A 20,944-nucleotide genomic window follows, 5' to 3' on the forward strand; every position below is an offset into this window, starting at 1 on the left:
AGCCACGGTCCGAAGAGCTTTCACCTCGGCGCCCGTCCACGTACAGACAATCATCGACTACCCCCTTCTTCCGGCGCGAGGAGCACCGGTCAGACATCCGTGTTGATTCCGTGCGGTTCCGTACCTGGGAAAGGAACCACCGATCGGCGACGCTCGAACAGCCCCCGGCGCCAGGCGCCCCTCCTCGGTGCCCGGGTGGCTCCCAATTCATATAGCACACAGCGAGGTTCAACATGCCTGCATTGCTCGCAGCGGTCAGCGTGTTCCTACTGACTTGCATTACCTGGTCAGCCCTGAATCGACCCATCCCCGGGTACAGCCGTTCAGTGCCTGCCGGCGACATCCTGCGCAATTCCGAGGAGGCCGCCATGGATCCCGAATTGTGGCCGATCGGCTGGCCTCATGACGGTCCCACCAGCACACTGAGTGTCGTTGCGGCCCAACAGGTGATGCGCGGTCATCTCACATGCGATATCGCAACGTGTCCCAGAAAGCGGGCCGCCTATCGCATGCTTGCCGATTCAGGAGTGTTGGCCCCTGATATCCGAGCCGAAAAGCACCTGGCCGGATGGGAGAACCGATGATCGAACCGGCTGACGAGGGCGGTACCTGGGTGCAATTCAGCGATGGATCATGGTCGCAGCTGGGTGCGGACGGTTGGCCAGACGAGATTGCGACGACCTGCGACGCGCGACCGGTCAACAGCTTGCTAGGCAGCTTCATCGCCGAGAATCGCGGCAGCGACTCCGAGGCGATCGAAACCAGCGACCGCATCATCTCACCACATGCGTCCGGTCGATCGATCGAAGTCATTGTCGCCCGCGACCCGGACGGACCCTTGGATATCCACGTTCTCGTGGGCGGTATCGAACAATCGGCTGTGATCTTCGTCGTCGACGCTGGCGCAGGTTGGACTTGGGACGACTGGTGTGAAGTCCGTGATGACGCCCTCCGTATCGCTTCACCCAACGCCCGCCGAGTGTTGCTGCGTCACTACGGGGACCCCCCGGGCGGCGATTACATCACCGGACGCGGAGAGGAGGATTGGCTCGACCCGTCACACGGCTACGAACCTCCATAGGGCCCTGAAGGATGACCTGCGCGAGGGAATCGATCGAGTCGAGTAACTCTCCTGGCGGCAAACCAAGATCGAGCGCATGGCAACGAATTGTTATTCCACACGTTCGAATCACGTGGGTGCGGACAGGCTCATTTCCACGGGCATACACTAAATGCCCCTCCCGCAGCCCGAGAACCGAGCAGTAAGCGAGCATCTGGTAGAGATCTGCCTCCGGGAAGCCCTTGGGTCGTTCCGCCTTGTACTTGGCATCCACAACGGCGACCGGTTCGACTCCGTTCCTGTCGCACCAGACCAGATCAGGGATCAGTTTGATGGTCGACCCCTCGTCCAAGAAGCGCTTGGACTGTAGAGCCGGTACCCCACCGAACCTGCGCATCGCCATGCTCAGCGCATTGGTGACGAAATCCTCATACACCTTCCACATATCGAACATGAACGCCGATACCGAAAGACCACCATTGCTTTGGTCGAACGAGCAGTTCTGGAGGATGACCTCGGTCAGGCGGAGCAGATCGTGGTACCGGCTGTTCAGTCGCGAAGCCGTCCACGACGCGCGAGCGTCGTGGGCGTCGACCACGGTGATCTCATCGAGCACCCGCCGAATCCTGGTCAGTTGTTTCCTGGTCTCGCGGCCGACCTCCGGCATGCTGAGCAGGCGCAACGTCGCGAGCAGCACGAGCCGATTCTCCGCGATGTCCATCGTGTATTCGTCGTACTCCATCGCAATCGGAACCGGCAGCCCGAAGTTCCTGGTCACCTGTTCGTGGAAGCGAACTCGACCGCGAACGAATGCCAGCGAGTCGAATGTGGCTCGATATCCCTGGAGGGGACCTCGACCGAATGCCTTTGACGCCAAACGCACGAACGATTCCGACACAGCAGGGAAAAGTCCGTCCGCCTGCTCGAGATTGACGAATTCTTCCCGCCATATCGAGGGGTTGCTGGCGTAGCCGATGAAGAACAACAACCTCTTCAGTTCGGTGATCTTCGGGTGGACATTGATTTGCGTTTCCCCCACCCGCACGGACCCGACTTTCTTGGCGGCTTTCAGGCGGCATCGTCCGTCCGAACTGCGCGTGATCGAGACCAGACCCAAATCTCGGAGCGCCTGATACTCGGCGTCGGACAGGGAGATCGGATCGCTGGCGCCCTCTTCGTAGAGATCGACTGAACCACTCACGCCGAACTGCCCGATCCGGCGCCCTTTCCACTCACCCGCTGCTCGATCTTTTCGAGCGAGTAGAGGTCGCGGACATTGATGCCCGGTGTGCCGAAATGACACTCCTCGAGCAGCGGGATGATCGACGTTCTCCAGGTCATGTCCCGACCGGCGCGTGTGGTCATCGTATCTCGCATAAAGTAGGACGGACCGATCTTGAAGTCCTCATCCTCGATCATGTTGTTCAGCTCGTCCGCTATGTCGGCGACGCGTTCCCCATATCCGCGTGCCAGCAGCCAACTCCGCAGCACATTCCTCGTGGGTTCTTCGGTCGGGTGCAGGTGGACGAAAGCAAAGCGCCGGCGAATTGCAGCGTCCACCATTGCGATGGATCGATCAACCCGGTTCATCGTTCCGATAATCAAGACATTCTTGGGCAATCTGAACATCTCGACCTTGTCCGAGTACAGGAGATTGATACTCTCGTCCCGATATTCGAGCAGGTAGTACAGTTCGCCGAAGATCTTCGACAGGTTGCCTCGATTCACCTCGTCGATGACCAGTGCGTACAAATTACCTGGATCCTGCCGCGCCCGATCGGCGATCTCCCGCAGCGGGCCGCGCCGTATGTCGTAGGCGATTTGTCCATCCTCGGTCTGCACGGGGCGTAGACCTTCGAAGAAATCTTCATACGAGTAGGACGGGTGGAACTGGACTACCTTGACGTTTCGTTCGTCACACAGATGCTTGGCAATGGCCTTGGCCAGGTAGGTCTTTCCGGTCCCCGGTGGCCCGTAGAAGATCAGTTGCGGCCGATCACGTAGTAGATCAATGCATTCCTGTAGCCAGCCCTTGGGCATGAACACGGCCTCCGCGAGCGCGTCGGTTGCCTCTGCGAACACGGGGTCAACATGGGAGGAACTCGCCTCGTCCTCGGCAGCGACCAGCTCCGACGATCCCAGATCGAAGCCGAAGGTCTTGGCGATGATCGTGATCAGGTCCGCCGCGTTCTCGCGGCTCAGTTGGATCGATTGGCTGCTCTTGGGTGACGACTGACGCTGTTGCGAGCCGAAAGTGGACAGATGGAGCAGCGTCTCGCCGTTTTCGTCGTCGATGACCTTGTATTGGCAGGTGACTGCATCTTCGATTCGGTGTGCACGAATATTCTGGGTACTCGGAACGATCTCGCGGATTCGGGCCATGACTACCAGTGCTCCCCTGCTGTGTACCTGCAAATCAGCGTATGGTCAGGCGACCGCTTCGACCACCGGACCGTGGTCCTCGTGATCAACGGTGTTCTGGACCAACTGAATCAGACTAGCTTCAACCTCTGACAGGACAGGTGGTTGCGACCGGCGACGATCCAGTCGGCAGTCCGCCGCGCCGCCTCTCGAGCTCACGCCGGCAGAAGTCTCCCGATTACCTCCGCCAACTGCACGACGTTCCGGCACTCGTGCATCGTGACGAGCTCCGCGTATAGATGGGCGGCGGAGTCCCCGGTATTCCAAGACCGGGCGGGTTCGGGGTTGAGCCAGTAGGCGTGTTTGGCCTTGTCGAGCATGAGGGAGAGGGCGGGGAGGTTGGGGGCGGTGCGGTTGGTGCGGGCGTCGCCGAGGATGAGCAGGGAGGTGCGGGGGCCTAGGGCGTCCAGGTGGTTGGTGGTGAAGCCGGCCAGGGCTTCGCCGTAGTTGCTGCTGCCGAAGCGGGTGACGCCGGATTCGCGGATGATGCGGGCGGTGAGGTCGGGGGTGGGTGGGGTGCCGGGGGTGAACCAGGGGGTGATTTCGGCGCAGGTGTCGATGAAGCCGAAGCTGCGGACGCGGCTGAACTGGTCTTGCAGGGCGGCGACCAGCAGGAGGGTGAATTCGGCGAAGCCGGTGACCGAGCCGGAGAGGTCGGCCAGGACGACGAGGTCGGGGCGGCCGTGTTTGCGGGCGCGCAGCACGGGGGTGACGGGGACGCCGCCGGTGGACATGGACGCGCGCAGAGTGCGGCGCAGGTCGATCTGGCCGCGGACGGCCTTGCGGCGGCGGGCGGCGAGGCGGGTGGCGAGTTTGCGGGCCAGCGGGTGGACCAGGCGGCGCATGTCGGCGAGGTCTTGTTCGCGGGCGCCGAGGAAATCGATGCGGTCGGTGCTGGATTCGACACCGCGGCGAGCGATGTAGTCGGTGCCGCGCAGGTCGGCGGAGCGGATGCGGGCCTCGGTTTGCAGGGCGGTGCGGAAGGCGCGCAGGCGGCGGTCGGCTTCGATGGTGTGCACGGCGGTGTCGAATTCGCCGGTGGGGGCGCCCATTCGGGAGACGATGCGTTCGACGAGATCGTCCGGTTGGAGCGCCTTCAAGGTCAGGTAGGACGACCAGCCGGCGCCGGAGGCGGTGGTGACCACACCGGAGGCGCCCGCACCCTGTCCCCCGCTGCCGTAGCCGCCGAGTTCAGTGAGCGCGCGGCGGGCGAGTTCGGTGGTGGCGTCGGGGTTGTCGGCGGCGAGGGTGCTGACGAGTTCGTCGCGCAGGGTTTCGACGGCGTCGGTATTCGGTTCGCGCACTTCGCCGAAGCCGCCGCGGCCGAGGAAGTAGAGGTCGAATAGCTGGTCGAAGACCGAGCGTTGGCCGTTGCGGCGCAACAGGGTCGCGGCGAGGCCGGAGCGCAGTTGGTCGGGGTTGCCGGTGCCGAGAGCGACGATGGCTTCGGCGGCGTCGATGGTTTCGCTGGGGCCGGCGGTGATGCCGTGTTCGCGCAGCAGGGTGACGAAGTCGACCAGCCGATCGGTCATGGATTCGGCTGCGCGATTACCGGTTCGCGGCGCGGACGGCGTCATCTGTCGGCCCCGATGCGGCGCGGCCCAGCCCCGCGAACCACGGCGGAGAGCATCGTGATTCGAGCATGTCCGGCGCGCTGCCCATCGACGCTATGGGCCGATCGGGGTGTGGTGTCAGCGCGCGCTTCGCCCGCCACTCGCCTCACGCCGACTCCCCGACCGCGTCTACCTCACCGAGCTCGAGCCGATCCACCGCGACCCGATGATCGGACTGATGCTTCAGCAGCACGCCCAGCGTCGACCGCACCACCCCACCGGTGAGCCTGCGCGCTCCCAACGCGACGAGAGTCCGCGCCCAATCGACGGTTTCGGCGACCGACGGCGCCTTGCGCAGCGGTAATTGCCGGAGCGCGCCGACAGTGCGCACGACGGGTTCGGCCAAGGACGCATCGAGCTCGGGCACCCGCAACCGGACGATGGCGCGTTCCAATTCGGCCGTCGGATAGTCGATATGCAGATACAGGCAGCGCCGCTTCAGCGCCTCCGACAGCTCGCGGTTGGCGTTGGAGGTCAGGATGACAAACGGTGTGCGAACAGCGGTGACGGTGCCGAGTTCGGGGATACTCACCTGATAGTCACCGAGCACTTCGAGCAGCAGACCCTCGAGTTCGACGTCGGCCTTGTCGAGTTCATCGATGAGCAGCACCGTCGGCTCGGGGTTGCGGATGGCGGCCAGTAGCGGGCGCGAGAGCAGGAACTCTTCGGTGAAGACGTGCTCGCGGGTGCTGTCCCAGCCCTCGCCCTCGGTGGCGGTGATGCGCAGCAGCTGTTTGGCGTGGTTCCACTCGTAGAGGGCGCGCGCCTCGTCGATGCCCTCGTAGCACTGCAATCGGATCAGCTCGGCCGCGGCGGTGGCGGCGATGGCCTTGGCCAGTTCGGTCTTGCCGACGCCGGCGGGGCCCTCGATGAGCAGCGGCTTGCCCAGATGCCCGGCGAGGAACACGGCGGTGGCGATATCGGTGGACGGCAGATAGCCGGCCTCGGTGAGCCGGCGCGTCACCTCATCCACCGAGGCAAAGAAGTTACTCATCAGTAGACAGTGTAAAACGCCTCGATGACAGGTGCCCGATCACCATGCGAGCGGTGACGCGCGCAGCTCCGCGATCGACACCCCGCGACGACGCTTCACCAGACCACGCAAGGTCCCGGCGTTCAGATAGCCCACCCGCGCCGCGACCGCGTCCAGCGTCAGATCGGTGGTGCGCAGCAGGTGTGCGGCGCGTTCCAGGCGGATGTCGTTGACGAAGTCGCGGGGTGACATCCCGAGCTCGGCGTGGGTCGCGCGTTGCAGGCTGCGTTCGGTGACGCCGATCGCCTGCGCGGCGGTGGAGATCAGGAACTGTTCGGCCAGATGGTCGCGCACCCAGCGTTCGAAGGCCGCGGTCACCGAATTGCCGCGGGCGATGATCTCGGGCAGCACGAAATCGCTCTGCTTGCGCCCGCTGCCCGCGATGAGATAGCGGCTGGTGAGCTCGGCCAGCGCCGGACTCACCGATTGCACCAGGCCCAGCGCGAGATACATATGCGACAGCGCGGCGCCGGCGGTGCTGACGCGCGGGCCGCGGCACAGGATCCGGCTCTCGTCGAGCGCGATCTGCGGATAACGGCGCCGGAACGTCGGGCCCAGCCACCAGCTGGTGGTCGCCGAAGATCCGTCCAGCACACCGGCTTCGGCCAGGAAGAACGTCCCCGAGCAGGCACCGGCGACATGCGAGCCGTGCTCGTATACCTGCCGGATCCGCTCCAGCACCGGCTTGCTACGGGCCGAGGTCACCAGCTCTACCAGCGGGTCGGGATCGAGCACCTGAACCGCGGGCACGATCATCATGTCGGGTTCGACACCGTCGACCAGCGGCGTCGTCGCGATGGTGTGCCCGTGCCCGGAGGTGACGCTGTCGCCGAAGGACAGGGCGCGCACCCGCCACGGCGCGGGCGGAGTCTCGAGCTGGTCGCGAGCGCCGTTGGCGGTGTTGAACGTTTCCAGCAGGGCAGCCAGACCGAAGTCGGCCACGCCATCCATCACGAAGACCCCGACATCCATGTCGGAAATAGTACTGAATATGTCGTTTCCGACACTCGGTGATGCTCGACGGGCCGCATAGTGTCACTGCGAGTGAGCGGTCGCACAGTTGTTCGGCCCGCTCACCTCGACAGCCCCGAGCCGTCGTCCGCCGCCCGACCAGCCCATCGGAGACCCGCATGTCGCTCGCCACCAGCATCGTCCACCACATCCGCTTGACGGTCACCGATCTGGCACGCTCACGTGAGTTCTACGAAGACGTCCTCGGTTTCGAGGTGGCGGCCGAATCCCCGGGCAGTCCGGCCGACCCGCTGGTGCGCGCCGACCGCTTCCAGCTCTACGGCGGAGTGGTGTTCCAGACACCCGGCGGCATGCTGCTCGGCCTGCGGCCGGTCGCCGACCCGGACGACCATTTCGATTCCGAACGCGTCGGACTCGACCATCTCAGCTTCACCGTCGACTCGCGCGAGGACCTGATCAAGGCCATGGCCCGCTTCGACGAGGCCGGCGTGGAGCACGGCGACATCGTCGAGATGGACCAGTTCGGTATCGCGATCCTCGGCTTCAACGACCCCGACGGCATCCACCTCGAACTGACCGCGGCGATCTGATGGGCGCGTCCACCTGTACCGAGGTCGATCTGCCGCCCTTCCCGCAACTGTGGGCCCGGTGGGCGGCGATGTCGGCCGCCTTCGCCGCATCCGGTTCGCAGTGGGGTCCGCGAATGTTGCCGTCGCTGGCGTGGTTCGAGAGTGCGGGCAACAGTGGATCCACGCTGTACGCGCTGCCCGGCGGCCGCGCGGTGCTCTCCGGTGGCGTGTGGACCGCATCGGCGCTGTCCTGCGACGACGACGCCCCGCCGCCGCACCCCGAACCACCGGACTGGGCCGTCGACCCGATGCTCAACCCGCACGCCGACACCGGGCTCACCACGTTCTGCTACTGGTGGGACGCCGGGCGCTGGTATCGCGCCGATTCGCCACCGGTGGCGCAATCGGCCGCCGCGTTGCCCGGGGTGTGGACCACGGATTCGGTCGCCGAGCTGATCACCTGCCTGGCCACCGGCCGCCCCAACGACGACCAGCGCGCCGACGCCATCACGCTGATCTGCGCGGCCGAGATCGGCGCGGTCACCCATGAGACGGTGGCGAATGTCTTCGGCGACAACGACTTGTTCGAACTCGACGCCGCCATGGAGCAGTTCGAGATGGCCGGGCTCACCGCGCGCCAGACCGCGACCCGCACCGCTACCCAATGCCTGCGCGGCCCGTCCACGCCGCGGTTCAGTACGGGTTCGCCGCAGCTGCGACGCGTCCGGATTCGATGGCCGCGACCAGCGCTCGGTGATCGCTGACGGTCTGATCGGCGTAGGCGAGGGCGAAGGCGGCCATGGCGCGGTCGAACGGATCGCCGGAACCCAGGTAGGCGGCGATGGCGACGCGGTCGCCCGAGCGGGCATGAGCGCGGGCCAAGGTGTGCCCGCACAGTGCGGCGTACTGGCGCAGGCCGGCGCGGGACATGTTGTCGATCTCGGCCGAGCCCTTCATATCGCGCAGCTGGCGCCAGTAGAAGTGGCGGTCCTGTGGCCCGGTGATCCAGCCGAGGAAGATATCGCTCGAGGTCTGCAACAACCGCTGCCCATGCACCACCCGATGACCGTGATTGCGGAACACGCTCGGCGCCAGATGCGGCGCGAGCACCGACTCCTCGGCCTCCTTCACCTGGAGAAACAGCGGGCCGCCGGTGTCGCGGTCGACCAGCAGCACCACGAAACAGCGGGTGCCGACACTGCCGACCCCGACCACTTTGCGGGCGAAATCCACGATCCGGTAGCGGTTCACCAGTACCCGGCGCTCCTCGGGCAGGGTGCGGCGATAGGCGGCGAACACCTCCTCGACGGCGTCGGCATCGGCCTGCTCGACCGGCGTCAGCAGCGGTGGCTGATGCCGGATGCGGGGCACGCCGTCGCGTCCGGGCTCGGTGAGTTTGCGCAGGGCCTGGAGGCTGGTGCGCCGGCGGGCGGCGTCCAGGGTTTTCTCGACGTTCCTGCGGCGCTTCGGTTTATCGACCAGCTCGACCAGGGTGTCGGCGTCGACCTGCTCGTACCAGACATCGAGAGAGTCGTGGCCGGCCAGGCGGCGCATGCACTCGCGGTAGGCCGAGGCCGCGGTGCGCGCCGCCGCTGCCGCCTCGTCGTCGCCGAAGCCGTTGGCCCTGGCGGCGACCGCGATACTGGCCACCAGCCGTTTGACGTCCCATTCGAACGGGCCGGGCAGCGTCTCGTCGAAATCGTTGAGGTCGAACACGAGCGATCGCTCCGGCGAGGCGAAGACACCGAAATTGGACAGGTGGGCGTCGCCGCACAGTTGCACGGTCAAGCCGGTGTTCGGGGCGGCGGCCAGGTCGGCGGCCATGATCGCGGGCGCGCCGCGCAGGAACGGGAAGTGGCCGGCCGCCATCCGGGCGTAGCGGATCGGCACCAGCTCCGGGACGCGGGTGGATGCCTGGTGTTCGAGGATGGCGATCGGATCGCGGTCGGGGGCGAGGTGCAACTGGCCCAACGCCGAGCGGGGCAGCTGCGAACGCACCGCCCGGCCGTCACGCGCGGGCGTCGAGGACGCGGGATCGGCCGCCGTCTCCGTCATCGTCTCAGTCTTGCCCGCCGGCCCGGACAGCACAACGACGCCGCGAAATCCGGTGTGTCCCCTATTGCCACCGACCCGTCCGGTATGCCCGGTCAGGGGACGCCTCATCCATTCGAATGATCCTCGACCACAAACCTGCTCGCACCCGTGACCTTTGCGCTCGAGTACGCAAGAGTAGGACATGTGTCACCGCTGCTCGGCCCCATCCCCGACCTCGTCGGCCGGCCGGGATCCGGTGTCCATCCGAGCCCGAACCGCCTCGGAACGCGTGCGCGCTCCCGCCTGCTTCGCGCGAACCGCGCACGTCCCGGACCCACGGCCAGGGCCTCGAGTCACGGCGAAGGGCTGCGATCGGGTGCATCGCGGCCGGCTGGAAAGGAAACGAAGGTGTTCACGACTACATCGTCCACGGCATTGCGCCGCACGGCGGCCCGCGTCGCCGTCGCCGGCGCCATCACAGTGTTTCCGCTGGCGGCGGTAGCGGTTCCGGCCGCGGCCGATCCTGCGACGGCGCCACCGGGCCTCACCCAGGTCGATCGGCCGCACCGCGATTGGGACAACCCGTGGGATCACGACCGCAAGTGGGATCACGACAAGAAGTGGGATCACGATCGCAAGTGGGACCACGACAAGAAGTGGGACCGTGACTGGGATTGGGATCGCGGCCGCGGCCACGACCCGCTGTGGCGGCTGTTGCAGCAACTGCTGCCGAGTGGATCGTTCGGCCGGTGAGCTGATCCACACAGCCGAAAGGGCCCGTCCGCCAGTGGCGAACGGGCCCTTTCGCGACTGCGAAACTTACGCGGTTTCGGTGATCGGGCGATCGACCCAGCTCATCAGGCCGCGCAGCTTGGCGCCGGTGACCTCGATCGGGTGCTCGGCGTTCTGCTTGCGCAGCGCCTCGAGCTCCTTGTTGCCGCCCTCGACGTTGGCGACCAGGCGCTTGACGAAGGTGCCGTCCTGGATGTCCTTGAGGATGTCCTGCATGCGCTTTTTGGTGTCGGCGTCGATGACCCGCGGGCCCGACAGGTAGCCACCGAACTCGGCGGTGTCGGAGACCGAGTAGTTCATCCGCGCGATGCCGCCCTCGTACATCAGGTCGACGATCAGCTTCAGCTCGTGCAGCACCTCGAAGTAGGCCATCTCCGGCGCGTAACCGGCCTCGACCATGACCTCGAAACCGGTCTTGACCAGTTCCTCGGTGCCACCGCAGAGCACGGCCTGCTCACCGAACAGGTCGGTCTCGGTCTCTTCCTTGAAGGTGGTCTTGATGACGCCCGCGCGGGTGCCGCCGATGCCCTTGGCGTAGGACAGCGCCAGCGCCTGGCCCTCACCCTTCGGGTCCTGGTCGACCGCGATCAGCGCGGGAACACCCTTGCCGTCGACGAACTGACGACGCACCAGGTGGCCCGGGCCCTTCGGCGCGACCATGCCGATGGTGACGTTGGCCGGCGGCTTGATCAGGCCGAAGTGGATGTTGAGGCCGTGGCCGAAGAACAGCGCGTCGCCGTCCTTCAGGTTCGGCTCGATGTCGTTGGTGAAGATCGACGCCTGCGCGGTGTCGGGGGCCAGCACCATGATCACGTCGGCCCACGCGGAAACCTCGGCGGGGGTGCCGACGGTCAGCCCGGCCTCCTCGGCCTTCGGCCGCGACTTCGAGCCCTCGGCGAGGCCGACCCGGACCTCGACGCCGGAATCGCGCAGGCTCAGCGAGTGCGCGTGGCCCTGGCTGCCGTAACCGATCACCGCGACCTTGCGGCCCTGGATGATCGACAGATCGGCATCGTCGTCGTAGAACATCTCGACTGCCACTGTTGGTTCCCTTCTCACTTGATAGGCGTTAGTAAAGATTTGTTTCGCGGTAGCTCAGCGGGTCGCGGTGATCGACTTCGGCCCACGGCCGACCGCCACCACACCGGACTGCACGATCTCACGGATGCCGTACGGTTCCAGCATCCGCAGCAGCGCGTCGAGCTTGGACCGGGTCCCGGTCGCCTCGACGGTGAGCGCGTCCGGGGACACGTCGATGACCTTCGCCCGGAAGAGCGTAACGGCCTCGATCACCTGGGTGCGCACACTGGCGTCGGCGCGCACCTTCACCAGGATCAGCTCACGCGCCACCGAGGCCTCGGCATCCTGCTCGACGATCTTGATGACGTTGACCAGCTTGTTGAGCTGCTTGGTCACCTGCTCGAGCGGCAGGTCCTCGACGGTGACGACGATCGTCATCCGGGAGATGTCGGGCACCTCGGTGCCGCCGACCGCCAGCGATTCGATATTGAAGCCGCGGCGAGAGAACAGGCTCGCCACTCGCGCCAGCACGCCCGGCTTGTCCTCGACGAGGACGCTGAGGGTGTGGGTGCTGCTCATTCTTGGTTCCCCTCGCTGGTCGGTGCGGCGGCGTCGGCGGGACGGCCGGCCTGGGTGCGGTCATGCGACAGCGCCTCATGGATGACGGCCGGCTCGGCGGCGGTCTCGTCCTCGTCGAACAACGGCCGGATGCCGCGCGCGGCCATGATCTCGTCGTTGCTGGTGCCCGCGGCGACCATCGGCCACACCTGGGCGTCCTTGCCGACGATGAAGTCGATGACGACCGGGCGGTCGTTGATCGACTGCGCCTCCCGGATCGCGGCCTCGACGTCTTCTTCCTTCTCGACCCGGATGCCGTGGCAGCCCAGCGCTTCGGCCAGCTTGACGAAGTCGGGGATGCGCAGGGTGTGGGTGCCGAGGTCGGTGTTGGAGTAGCGCTCCTCGTAGAACAGGGTCTGCCACTGGCGGACCATGCCGAGGTTGCCGTTGTTGATCAGCGCGACCTTGATCGGCACGCCCTCCACCGCGCAGGTGGCCAGCTCCTGGTTGGTCATCTGGAAGCAGCCGTCACCGTCGACCGCCCAGACTTCCTTGTCCGGTGCGCCCATCTTGGCGCCCATCGCGGCGGGCACGGCGTAGCCCATGGTGCCGAGACCACCGGAGTTGAGCCAGGTGCGCGGCTTCTCGTACTTGATGAACTGGGCGGCCCACATCTGGTGCTGGCCGACGCCGGCGCAGTAGATCGCGTCCGGTCCGGCCAGGCGGCCGAGCGCGTCGATGACGTACTCCGGCGAGAGCGAGCCGTCGCTGGGCGCGGTCCAGCCCAGCGGGTAGGCGTCGCGGATGCCGTCGAGGTAGGTCCACCATTCGGTGAGCTCGAACGGCATGGTCTGGGCCGGATCGGACTTCAGGGTCTCGATCAGCTCGATGATGACCTCGCGGCAGTCACCGACGATCGGCACGTCGGCGTGGCGGTTCTTGCCGATCTCGGCCGGGTCGATATCGGCGTGGATGACCTTGGCGCCGGGCGCGAAGGAGTCCAGCTGACCGGTGACGCGGTCGTCGAAGCGGGCGCCGAGGGTGATCAGCAGGTCCGACTTCTGCAACGCCGCCACCGCGGCCACCGAACCGTGCATACCGGGCATGCCGCAGTGCAGGCGGTGGCTGTCGGGGAAGGCACCGCGCGCCATCAGCGTGGTGACCACCGGGATGCCGGTCAGCTCGGCCAGCTCCACCAGCTCGGCCGAGGCGTCGGCCTTGATCACGCCGCCGCCGACGTAGAGCACCGGCGCCTTGGCCTCGGCGATCAGCCGCGCGGCCTCGCGCACCTGCTTGCCGTGCGGCTTGGTGACCGGGCGGTAGCCGGGCAGCCGCATCTCCGGCGGCCAGCTGAAGGTGGTCTGCGCCTGCAGCACGTCCTTGGGGATGTCGACCAGGACTGCGCCCGGGCGCCCGCTGGCGGCCAGGTAGAACGCCTCGGCGATCATGCGCGGGATGTCGGCGCCGTCGGTGATCAGGAAGTTGTGCTTGGTGATCGGCATGGTGATGCCGGAGATGTCGGCTTCCTGGAACGCGTCGGTACCGATGAGGCCGCGACCGACCTGACCGGTGATCGCCACGATCGGCACCGAGTCCATCTGGGCGTCGGCGATCGGGGTGACCAGGTTGGTGGCGCCGGGGCCGGAGGTCGCCATGCAGACCCCGACCTTGCCGGTGGCCTGGGCGTATCCGGTAGCGGCGTGGCCGGCGCCCTGCTCGTGGCGCACCAGCACGTGGCGCACCCGCGTCGAATCGAACAGCGGGTCGTAGACAGGCAGGATGGCGCCGCCGGGAATACCGAATACGGTGTCGACGCCGAGCTCCTCGAGCGAGCGGACGACCGACTGCGCGCCGGTGACCCGCTCGGGCGGGAGCTGGCGGCGGTTGGCCGTGTTCGTCGCGGGAGTGCCGGCAGCAGCCGGCTGGTTCGCCGAAGGCGCGGGCCTGCGGGCCGAGGGCCCCGGCCGGGCGGTTGGTGCGCTCACCGTCTTGGTTCCTTACCTCTTGTCGTTATGACCCCGGGCGAGCCGCGAGTGGCGGAGCCTGCCCGTCCGGACAGCGGTCATGGTCCGAACACAAAAAAGCCCCCGACAGCCCATGGCTGTTCGAGGGTGGCGCGTCGCAGTGCGAGCTGACGTATCAGGTAGTCGGGCTCAACGCTGGACGCGCCGGCCGATTACGAGCAACTCGTTTCGATTCACGCGCATGACGGTATTTGTGCGTGAGGTGAAGAGTCAAACTGCTGGCCTACGCCGTCCCATTATGTGGGACGACAGTGGGTGCTCGAGTCCGTCCACCATGATGCGAGGATGGTGGTGTGTCATCACCGCATCAGTCCGTGCCACCGGCTAAATCGTCCCACACGTCCGACGCGACGACGGATACGGGTGGTCAGGCGAGCGAGGTCACACCGACCCGTGTCATCCGCATCACACGGCTGAACTTCATCGGCGTCTTGGTGCTGGTGCTGTGCGTGTTCTTCCCGTTCGTCGGCTGGCCCGCCGCGCTGTGGTGGCTGTTCGCCCTGCCGATCGCGGTGTCGGTGTGGATTCTGCGCACCCAGACCACCGTCTCCGGCGCGGGCCTGGATCTGCGCACGGTCTTCGGCTCCCGCCACATCGACTGGGCGCAGGTACGCGGCATCCGCATTCCCAAGCGTGGGTATGTCCGAGTACACCTCGACGACGACAGCGAGGCCAAACTACCGGCGGTAAGCTACGACCGGTTGCGCGAACTGGTGGACGCTTCGGGTGGACGAATCCCCGACCCGTTCGCCGGGCCCGCGGAACCGATCGAATCGGCGGACGCCGCTACCACCGGCACCACCGAGCCCGACTCGGGCGCCGACCCGACAACGGGCGGCGACACACCGAGCCCCAGCGAGGCCGATACCGCGGCCGCACGCGATACCGACACCACCCCGGGCAGCTGATCTGCGCTCCCCCACCGGCACACAGCCCGTGCCCGGTACGGGAGTAACGTCGAGGAACGCCGAGCAGTGCGTCGGCCGGACCGCCGGGCATCCCCGGCCGATCCGCCGAGCCGCTCGACGTCGTCGCATCCCAGCCCCCGCGACCCACCCGAGGACTCACCCATGCCACCGCTTCGTTCCCGAACCACCACCATCGGCCGCAATGCCGCAGGCGCCCGCGCGCTGTGGCGGGCCACCGGTATGACCGACTCCGATTTCGGTAAGCCGATCGTCGCCATCGCCAACTCCTACACCCAATTCGTGCCCGGGCACGTGCACTTGAAGAACGTCGGCGAGATCGTCGCCGACGCGGTGCGCGAAGCCGGTGGTGTGCCGCGCGAATTCCACACCATCGCCGTCGACGACGGCATCGCGATGGGCCACGGCGGCATGCTGTACTCGCTGCCCAGCCGCGAGATCATCGCCGACTCGGTGGAATACATGGTGAACGCGCACACCGCCGACGCGCTGGTGTGCATCTCCAACTGCGACAAGATCACCCCCGGCATGCTCAATGCCGCGATGCGGCTCAACATCCCGGCGGTGTTCGTCTCCGGTGGTCCGATGGAGGCCGGAAAGGCCGTCGTGGTCGGCGGTGTCGCGCAGGCACCCACCGACCTGGTCACCGCGATCTCGGCCAGCGCCAACTCCGCGGTCACCGATGAAGGGCTCGGCGAGGTCGAGCGCAGCGCCTGCCCCACCTGTGGTTCCTGCTCGGGCATGTTCACCGCGAACTCGATGAACTGCCTGACCGAGGCGCTCGGTCTGGCATTGCCGGGCAACGGTTCCACCCTCGCCACGCACGCCGCGCGCCGGGCGCTGTTCGAGAAGGCCGGCCGGGTCATCATCGACATCGCCACCCGCTGGTACCGCGACGACGACGCCTCGGTGCTGCCGCGCAATGTCGCCAACGCCAAGGCTTTCCGCAACGCGATGGCACTGGATGTGGCGATGGGCGGATCCACCAACACCGTGCTGCACACGCTGGCCGCGGCACAGGAGGGTGAGATCGACTTCGACCTGAACACCATCGAGGAGATCAGCCGCCGGGTGCCGACGCTGTCGAAGGTGTCGCCGAACTCCGACTACCACATGGAAGACGTGCACCGCGCCGGCGGCATCCCCGCCCTGCTGGGCGAGCTGCGGCGGGCGAACCTGCTGGAAACCGACGTCACCACGGTGCACACCGCGAGCTTCGACGAATGGCTCGACACCTGGGACATCCGCTCCGGCAAGGCCTCCGCGGAAGCCATCGAGTTGTTCCACGCGGCGCCGGGCGGGGTGCGCACCACCGAGCCGTTCTCCACCGACAACCGCTGGTCCTCGCTCGACACCGATGCCGCGGGCGGCTGCATCCGCGACCTCGAGCACGCCTACACCGCCGAGGGCGGACTGGTCGTGCTGCGCGGCAATATCGCCCCCGACGGCGCGATCCTCAAGACCGCGGGCATCGACGAGGAGCTGTTCACCTTCCAGGGCCCGGCGGTGGTGGTCGAATCCCAGGAGGAGGCCGTGTCGGTGATCCTGGCCAAGAAGATCAAGCCGGGCGATGTGATCGTGGTGCGCTACGAAGGCCCCGCCGGCGGCCCGGGCATGCAGGAGATGCTGCACCCCACCGCGTTCCTGAAGGGCTCGGGCCTCGGCAAGGAATGCGCGCTGATCACCGACGGCCGCTTCTCCGGCGGCACCTCGGGCCTGTCGATCGGCCACATCTCCCCCGAGGCGGCCAGCGGCGGCGTCATCGGGCTGGTGGAGGACGGCGATCAAATCCGCATCGACGTCACCAGCCGCACCCTGGAGGTGCTGGTCGACGACGCGGTGCTGGCCGAACGTCGCGCCAAGATGGAGGCGCGGGAGAATCCCTGGCAGCCGGTCAACCGCGACCGCCCGGTGACCACCGCGCTGCGCGCGTACGCGGCGATGGCGACCTCGGCCGATAAAGGTGCGGTGCGGTACGTGAAGTAGTGGTGGCCGAACAAATCAGGCCATGAAGAAGGGCGCTCCCGTCGAGTGACGGGAGCGCCCTTCTGGTCAGATCTCGCGGCCGCTCAGTCAAAGGGGCCGATGCCGACCAGTGGGTTGCCGCCGTGCAGGTACCACCAGGCACCCGCCGCCGCGGCGATCGCGAGCAGCAGCACGACGAACGAACCCCAGGCGGGACGGGTGGCCCAGCCGCGGTTACGGTCCAGTGCCCAGCGACCGGGGCCGGTCAGGATGATGACCGCGGCGGTGCCCGCGAGGATGGTCTCCAGCTCGACCGCGCCGGTGCCCTGGGTGTATTGGAAGTCCGGATGCATGCCCTGTTTCCAGGCCCAGGCGTCCAGGATGACGGCCAGCACGGCGCCCGCGGCCAGCGGAGTGGCCAGGCCGAGGATGAGCAGGATGCCGCCGCCGACCTCACCGGCGATGAGCATCGCGGCCGACAGCGACGGATGATCCCAGCCGCCCTTCTCCATCATCTGGCGGGTGCCGTCGATGCCGGGCCCGTCGAACCAGCCCGCCAGCTTCTGCATGCCGTGGTAGAGGAAGGTGCCGCCGACGACCAGGCGCAGCAGGAACAGGCCGAGATCGAGGGTGCCGCGCCGGTTGTCGCCGTTGCGGCTGCGCACCCGGTTGGTGCCCGCACCGGCGGGTGGGGCGGCGGCGGGCGGGATGCTCGCGTAGGCGTAGGTGGCGTCGGGGTCGGCGCTCTTCGCGTCGGCGTCCTTGGCGGCCGCGGGGCCGGAGCCGGGGGCGTCGACGTCGGGGTCGAGCCCTAGCTCCTCCTCGGTGCGCGGGATCTGCTTGGTCATCTTCGGACGGTCGGCGCCCACCGCGGGGAACTCGCCGGTCGGTGAATCGTAGGGGCTGCCGACGCCGCCCTCCGACGATGACACCGCCCGCTGCTCCGCCGTGCTCGCGGCGGATTCGGGCTCGTCTTTCGACTTGTCGCTCACCCGTTCAGCCTAAGCCGCGAGGGCCCGCCGGTTAACCCTCTCGGCCGACGGCGTGTCCGGTTGACCTGTTTCGGCCACACCGGGCCGGCTGTCGCACGCGAGATCGCAGTGCACCCGCGACAGGCGCGCGGGCGGAGGTTTCCGTTACGTTTGGGGTATGAAGTCGGTTGGCGCGAGGCGCTTGGTGGTGGGGGTGGTGCTCGGCTCGATGCTGCTGGGTGGCTGCGCGCGGTTCGACGACTCCGCGTCCAGTCCGTTCACGCCCGAGCCGACGCTGCACGGCGCGAATATCGAACCGAAGAAACCCGACCAGCCGCCGACCTCGACCACCCGCCCGAGCGGGCCGTGTATCGACCCGGATCCGGCCGTGGTGGCGACCTGCCTCGACACCACCGGGGGCCTGGTCTCACTCGGCGGTTCCGCGCTGGTCACCGAGCGGCGCACCGGGCGCATCCTGAAAGTGGTGCCCGAGCAGCCGCCGGTGGAGATCGCGCGCGTCGAGGTCGACGGTTCCGGCGACGGCGGCCTGACCGATCTCGCGCTGTCGCCCACCTACGGCGAGGACGGCCTGCTCTACGCCTACATCACCACCGGCAGCGACAACCGGGTGGTGCGGATCGCGCCGGGCGGCGGCCCGCCGAAGCCGGTGCTGACCGGAATCCCGAAGGGCGCCACCGGCAATCGCGGGGCCATCGAGTTCACCGCGCCGGACCGGCTGCTGGTGCTGACCGGCGACGCGGGCAATCCCGGCGCGGCCGCGGCGCAGTCGTCGCTGGCGGGCAAGCTGCTGCGGGTGAACTCGCCCAGCCCCGGCGGCTCGGCCTCACCGGAGGTGGTCATCTCCGGGATCGGCACCGCCGGCGACATCTGCATGGACACCACCCAGGGCGCCTGGATCACCGACCGCACCGCCACCGAGGACCGGCTGCAGCGGCTGGCACCCGACGGCGCCGTCAGCACGGCGTGGACCTGGCCGGACCGTCCCGGCGTCGCCGGCTGCGCGGCCGCCGCCGACGGTGTGGCGATCGCGCTCACCGGTGCGAAGGCGCTGGCGCTGGCCGTCACCGATCCGGACACCCACGCGGTGACCGCGGCCCCGACCCTGGTCGCGCAGGACAAGTACGGGCAGCTCAGCGGCGCCGCGTCTGGCGGCGACGGGACCATCTGGGTGTCGACGGTCAACAAGAACGAGGGCGGTACGCCCGGCCCATTCGACGACCGCGTGGTGCGGATTCCGCCACCGGCCGCGGGTGGTGGCGGTCCGGACTGATCCCGGCTCGCAGTCCCGGTCATCGCGAATGTTCGCGGTGACCGGACAGGCCCAGCAAACACAGCGCGCCCACAGCAGAACGCCCGTCCGCAGACCAGCGGACGGGCGTTCTCCCTTGCGAAAGATCAGGCCCCGCAGGCGGCCAGCACAAGCTCGCGCACGCGGGCGGCGTCGGCCTGGCCGCGGGTGGCCTTCATGACGTCGCCGACAATCTTGCCTGCGGCCTGCACCTTGCCGGAGCGGATCTTGTCGGCGATATCGGGGTTGGCGGCCAGCGCCTTGTCGACCTCGGCCTGCAGGGCGCCCTCGTCGCTGACCATGCCCAGGCCCTTGGCCTCCACGATCTGCGCCGGATCGCCCTCACCGGCCAGCACGAAGTCGACGACCTGCTTGGCGACCTTGTTGTTCACCGTCTTGGCCTCGACCAGCTTGATGACCTCGGCCACCTGTGCGGGCGTGATCGGCAGGTCTTCGAGCGCGACCTCGCGTTCCTTGGCCTTCTCGGTCAGGTAGGCCACCCACCAGGAGCGGGCCTCGTTGGCCGGTGCGCCCGCGTCGACGGTGGCGATGATCAGATCGAGCGCGCCGGCGTTGACCAGATCGCGCATCACCTCATCCGACAGACCCCAGTCGGACTGGATGCGGGCCCGGCGCAACCACGGGTATTCGGGGATCGTGGTGCGCAGCTGCTCGATCCAGTCGGCGTCCGGGGCGACCGGACGCAGGTCGGGCTCGGGGAAGTAGCGATAGTCCTCGGCGGTCTCCTTGCGGCGGCCGGGCGAGGTGGAGCCGTCGGCCTCGTGGAAATGCCTGGTCTCCTGCACAATCGAGCCGCCGGAGGCCAGCACCGCGGCCTGGCGGCGCATCTCGTAGCGGACCGCGACCTCGACGCTGCGCAACGAGTTGACGTTCTTGGTCTCGGTGCGGGTACCGAATTCGGTTGCGCCGACCGGCATCAGCGAGACGTTGGCGTCGCAGCGCAGCGAACCCTGCTCCATCTTCACATCGGAGACGTGCAGCGACTTCAGCAGATCACGCAGCGCCGTGACGTAGGCGCGGGCCACCTCCGGCGCCCGCTCCCCCGCGCCTGTGATCGGCTTGGTGACGATCTCGATCAGCGGCACCCCGGCCCGGTTGTAGTCGAGCAGCGAATGGCTGGCGCCGTGGATGCGGCCGGTGGCACCGCCGATGTGCACCGACTTGCCGGTGTCTTCTTCCATGTGCGCGCGCTCGATGTCGACGCGGAAGGTGCTGCCGTCGTCGAGCACCACGTCCAGGTGCCCGTCGGTGGCGATGGGCTCGTCGTACTGGCTGATCTGGTAGTTCTTCGGCTGGTCCGGGTAGAAGTAGTTCTTGCGCGCGAACCGGCCCCACGGGGTGATCGAACAGTTGAGCGCCAGGCCGATGCGGATGGCCGATTCGACGGCCTTCTCGTTGACCACCGGCAGCGAGCCGGGCAGGCCGAGGCACACCGGGCACACCTGGGTATTCGGTTCGGCGCCGAACTCGGTGGGGCACCCGCAGAACATCTTGGTCGCGGTGGACAGCTCGACGTGAACCTCCATGCCCAGCACCGGCTCGTACCGGGTCACGACATCGGCGTAATCCATCAGTTCGACGGTAGGTGCGCTCATGGCGAACAGTCTATGTAAGGGCTACCGGCGCGCGTGCCGACGGTCCACGGCGCGCGCGACG

General features: G+C 67.5%; 18 protein-coding genes. 7 read left to right on the top strand and 11 right to left on the bottom strand.

The window, feature by feature from the left end; genetic code table 11:
• Nucleotides 1-580: 580 nt before the first annotated feature.
• Nucleotides 581-1,081, top strand: a complete 501-nt coding sequence (locus NOCYR_RS30590; RefSeq protein WP_231855967.1) for a hypothetical protein — start codon at nucleotides 581-583, stop codon at nucleotides 1,079-1,081.
• On the opposite strand, the gene NOCYR_RS19760 is transcribed toward NOCYR_RS30590, so the two are convergent.
• The 5 genes from NOCYR_RS19760 to NOCYR_RS19780 form a co-directional block, all read right to left on the bottom strand.
• Nucleotides 1,023-2,261 carry an McrC family protein gene (locus NOCYR_RS19760; protein WP_014352169.1) on the bottom strand — a complete coding sequence of 413 codons (1,239 nt, stop codon included), beginning with the start codon at nucleotides 2,259-2,261 and terminating at the stop codon, nucleotides 1,023-1,025. The genes NOCYR_RS30590 and NOCYR_RS19760 overlap by 59 nt on opposite strands.
• Nucleotides 2,258-3,442, bottom strand: a complete 1,185-nt coding sequence (locus tag NOCYR_RS19765; RefSeq protein WP_014352170.1) for an AAA family ATPase — start codon at nucleotides 3,440-3,442, stop codon at nucleotides 2,258-2,260. The genes NOCYR_RS19760 and NOCYR_RS19765 overlap by 4 nt, the downstream gene beginning before the upstream one ends.
• A gap of 194 nt (nucleotides 3,443-3,636) precedes the next feature.
• Nucleotides 3,637-5,013 (bottom strand): vWA domain-containing protein, encoded by a 1,377-nt coding sequence (locus NOCYR_RS19770; protein ID WP_014352171.1) that lies wholly within the window; start codon nucleotides 5,011-5,013, stop codon nucleotides 3,637-3,639.
• A 187-nt stretch (nucleotides 5,014-5,200) separates the two neighbouring features.
• Nucleotides 5,201-6,088: an AAA family ATPase gene (locus tag NOCYR_RS19775; protein ID WP_048833549.1), complete on the bottom strand. Its 888-nt coding sequence runs from the start codon at nucleotides 6,086-6,088 to the stop codon at nucleotides 5,201-5,203.
• 39 nt (nucleotides 6,089-6,127) lie between these two features.
• Nucleotides 6,128-7,099, bottom strand: a complete 972-nt coding sequence (locus NOCYR_RS19780; RefSeq protein WP_014352173.1) for a GlxA family transcriptional regulator — start codon at nucleotides 7,097-7,099, stop codon at nucleotides 6,128-6,130.
• 158 nt (nucleotides 7,100-7,257) lie between these two features.
• On the opposite strand from NOCYR_RS19780, the gene NOCYR_RS19785 reads away from it, so the two are divergent.
• Together NOCYR_RS19785 and NOCYR_RS19790 are read left to right on the top strand one after the other, a co-directional pair.
• Nucleotides 7,258-7,689 (top strand): VOC family protein, encoded by a 432-nt coding sequence (locus NOCYR_RS19785; protein ID WP_014352174.1) that lies wholly within the window; start codon nucleotides 7,258-7,260, stop codon nucleotides 7,687-7,689.
• Nucleotides 7,689-8,432, top strand: coding sequence for a hypothetical protein (locus NOCYR_RS19790; RefSeq protein WP_014352175.1), 744 nt, complete (start codon nucleotides 7,689-7,691; stop codon nucleotides 8,430-8,432). The genes NOCYR_RS19785 and NOCYR_RS19790 overlap by 1 nt, the downstream gene beginning before the upstream one ends.
• Here the strand turns inward: NOCYR_RS19790 and NOCYR_RS19795 are convergent.
• On the bottom strand, nucleotides 8,362-9,723 hold the full coding sequence (locus tag NOCYR_RS19795; protein WP_014352176.1) for a DUF2252 domain-containing protein: 1,362 nt from the start codon (nucleotides 9,721-9,723) through the stop codon (nucleotides 8,362-8,364). The genes NOCYR_RS19790 and NOCYR_RS19795 overlap by 71 nt on opposite strands.
• A 387-nt stretch (nucleotides 9,724-10,110) precedes the next feature.
• On the opposite strand from NOCYR_RS19795, the gene NOCYR_RS19800 reads away from it, so the two are divergent.
• Nucleotides 10,111-10,455 (top strand): hypothetical protein, encoded by a 345-nt coding sequence (locus NOCYR_RS19800; protein ID WP_148280694.1) that lies wholly within the window; start codon nucleotides 10,111-10,113, stop codon nucleotides 10,453-10,455.
• A 66-nt stretch (nucleotides 10,456-10,521) separates the two neighbouring features.
• Here NOCYR_RS19800 and ilvC read toward each other — a convergent pair whose 3' ends face one another.
• The 3 genes from ilvC to NOCYR_RS19815 form a co-directional block, all read right to left on the bottom strand.
• On the bottom strand, nucleotides 10,522-11,523 hold the full coding sequence (ilvC, locus tag NOCYR_RS19805; protein ID WP_193364753.1) for a ketol-acid reductoisomerase: 1,002 nt from the start codon (nucleotides 11,521-11,523) through the stop codon (nucleotides 10,522-10,524).
• Nucleotides 11,524-11,589: 66 nt separating this feature from the next.
• Nucleotides 11,590-12,093 (bottom strand): acetolactate synthase small subunit, encoded by a 504-nt coding sequence (ilvN, locus tag NOCYR_RS19810; protein WP_014352179.1) that lies wholly within the window; start codon nucleotides 12,091-12,093, stop codon nucleotides 11,590-11,592.
• Nucleotides 12,090-14,057 carry an acetolactate synthase large subunit gene (locus tag NOCYR_RS19815; RefSeq protein ID WP_014352180.1) on the bottom strand — a complete coding sequence of 656 codons (1,968 nt, stop codon included), beginning with the start codon at nucleotides 14,055-14,057 and terminating at the stop codon, nucleotides 12,090-12,092. The genes ilvN and NOCYR_RS19815 overlap by 4 nt, the downstream gene beginning before the upstream one ends.
• Before the next feature lie 332 nt (nucleotides 14,058-14,389).
• Between NOCYR_RS19815 and NOCYR_RS19820 the strand changes: the two genes are divergently transcribed.
• Nucleotides 14,390-15,004, top strand: a complete 615-nt coding sequence (locus tag NOCYR_RS19820) for a PH domain-containing protein (RefSeq protein ID WP_178132782.1) — start codon at nucleotides 14,390-14,392, stop codon at nucleotides 15,002-15,004.
• Between the two features lie 162 nt (nucleotides 15,005-15,166).
• On the top strand, nucleotides 15,167-17,008 hold the full coding sequence (ilvD, locus tag NOCYR_RS19825) for a dihydroxy-acid dehydratase (RefSeq protein WP_014352182.1): 1,842 nt from the start codon (nucleotides 15,167-15,169) through the stop codon (nucleotides 17,006-17,008).
• An 83-nt stretch (nucleotides 17,009-17,091) separates the two neighbouring features.
• Here the strand turns inward: ilvD and NOCYR_RS19830 are convergent, their stop codons facing one another.
• Nucleotides 17,092-17,979: a DoxX family protein gene (locus NOCYR_RS19830; RefSeq protein WP_014352183.1), complete on the bottom strand. Its 888-nt coding sequence runs from the start codon at nucleotides 17,977-17,979 to the stop codon at nucleotides 17,092-17,094.
• A 157-nt stretch (nucleotides 17,980-18,136) separates the two neighbouring features.
• On the opposite strand from NOCYR_RS19830, the gene NOCYR_RS19835 reads away from it, so the two are divergent.
• Entirely contained in the window at nucleotides 18,137-19,249 is a 1,113-nt protein-coding gene (locus NOCYR_RS19835) for a PQQ-dependent sugar dehydrogenase (RefSeq protein ID WP_048833550.1), read from the top strand.
• Between the two features lie 125 nt (nucleotides 19,250-19,374).
• On the opposite strand, the gene gatB is transcribed toward NOCYR_RS19835, so the two are convergent.
• The gene (gatB, locus tag NOCYR_RS19840) at nucleotides 19,375-20,883 is read right to left on the bottom strand and encodes an Asp-tRNA(Asn)/Glu-tRNA(Gln) amidotransferase subunit GatB (RefSeq protein ID WP_048833551.1); all 1,509 of its coding nucleotides are present in this window, start codon (nucleotides 20,881-20,883) and stop codon (nucleotides 19,375-19,377) included.
• Nucleotides 20,884-20,944: the final 61 nt, after the last annotated feature.

It is taken from the genome of Nocardia cyriacigeorgica GUH-2 (assembly GCF_000284035.1).
Lineage (GTDB): Bacteria > Actinomycetota > Actinomycetes > Mycobacteriales > Mycobacteriaceae > Nocardia > Nocardia cyriacigeorgica_B.

What these genes read in the sequence shown, in the direction of transcription:
- gatB (WP_048833551.1), bottom strand. Translation starts at nt 20,883, where the DNA reads ATGAGCGCACCTACCGTCGAACTGATGGATTACGCCGATGTCGTGACC.
- ilvN (WP_014352179.1), bottom strand. Translation starts at nt 12,093, where the DNA reads ATGAGCAGCACCCACACCCTCAGCGTCCTCGTCGAGGACAAGCCGGGC.
- NOCYR_RS19770 (WP_014352171.1), bottom strand. Translation starts at nt 5,013, where the DNA reads ATGACCGATCGGCTGGTCGACTTCGTCACCCTGCTGCGCGAACACGGC.
- NOCYR_RS19780 (WP_014352173.1), bottom strand. Translation starts at nt 7,099, where the DNA reads ATGGATGTCGGGGTCTTCGTGATGGATGGCGTGGCCGACTTCGGTCTG.
- NOCYR_RS19775 (WP_048833549.1), bottom strand. Translation starts at nt 6,088, where the DNA reads ATGAGTAACTTCTTTGCCTCGGTGGATGAGGTGACGCGCCGGCTCACC.
- ilvC (WP_193364753.1), bottom strand. Translation starts at nt 11,523, where the DNA reads ATGTTCTACGACGACGATGCCGATCTGTCGATCATCCAGGGCCGCAAG.
- NOCYR_RS19790 (WP_014352175.1), top strand. Translation starts at nt 7,689, where the DNA reads ATGGGCGCGTCCACCTGTACCGAGGTCGATCTGCCGCCCTTCCCGCAA.
- NOCYR_RS19795 (WP_014352176.1), bottom strand. Translation starts at nt 9,723, where the DNA reads ATGACGGAGACGGCGGCCGATCCCGCGTCCTCGACGCCCGCGCGTGAC.
- NOCYR_RS19835 (WP_048833550.1), top strand. Translation starts at nt 18,137, where the DNA reads ATGAAGTCGGTTGGCGCGAGGCGCTTGGTGGTGGGGGTGGTGCTCGGC.
- NOCYR_RS30590 (WP_231855967.1), top strand. Translation starts at nt 581, where the DNA reads ATGATCGAACCGGCTGACGAGGGCGGTACCTGGGTGCAATTCAGCGAT.
- NOCYR_RS19785 (WP_014352174.1), top strand. Translation starts at nt 7,258, where the DNA reads ATGTCGCTCGCCACCAGCATCGTCCACCACATCCGCTTGACGGTCACC.
- NOCYR_RS19765 (WP_014352170.1), bottom strand. Translation starts at nt 3,442, where the DNA reads ATGGCCCGAATCCGCGAGATCGTTCCGAGTACCCAGAATATTCGTGCA.
- ilvD (WP_014352182.1), top strand. Translation starts at nt 15,167, where the DNA reads ATGCCACCGCTTCGTTCCCGAACCACCACCATCGGCCGCAATGCCGCA.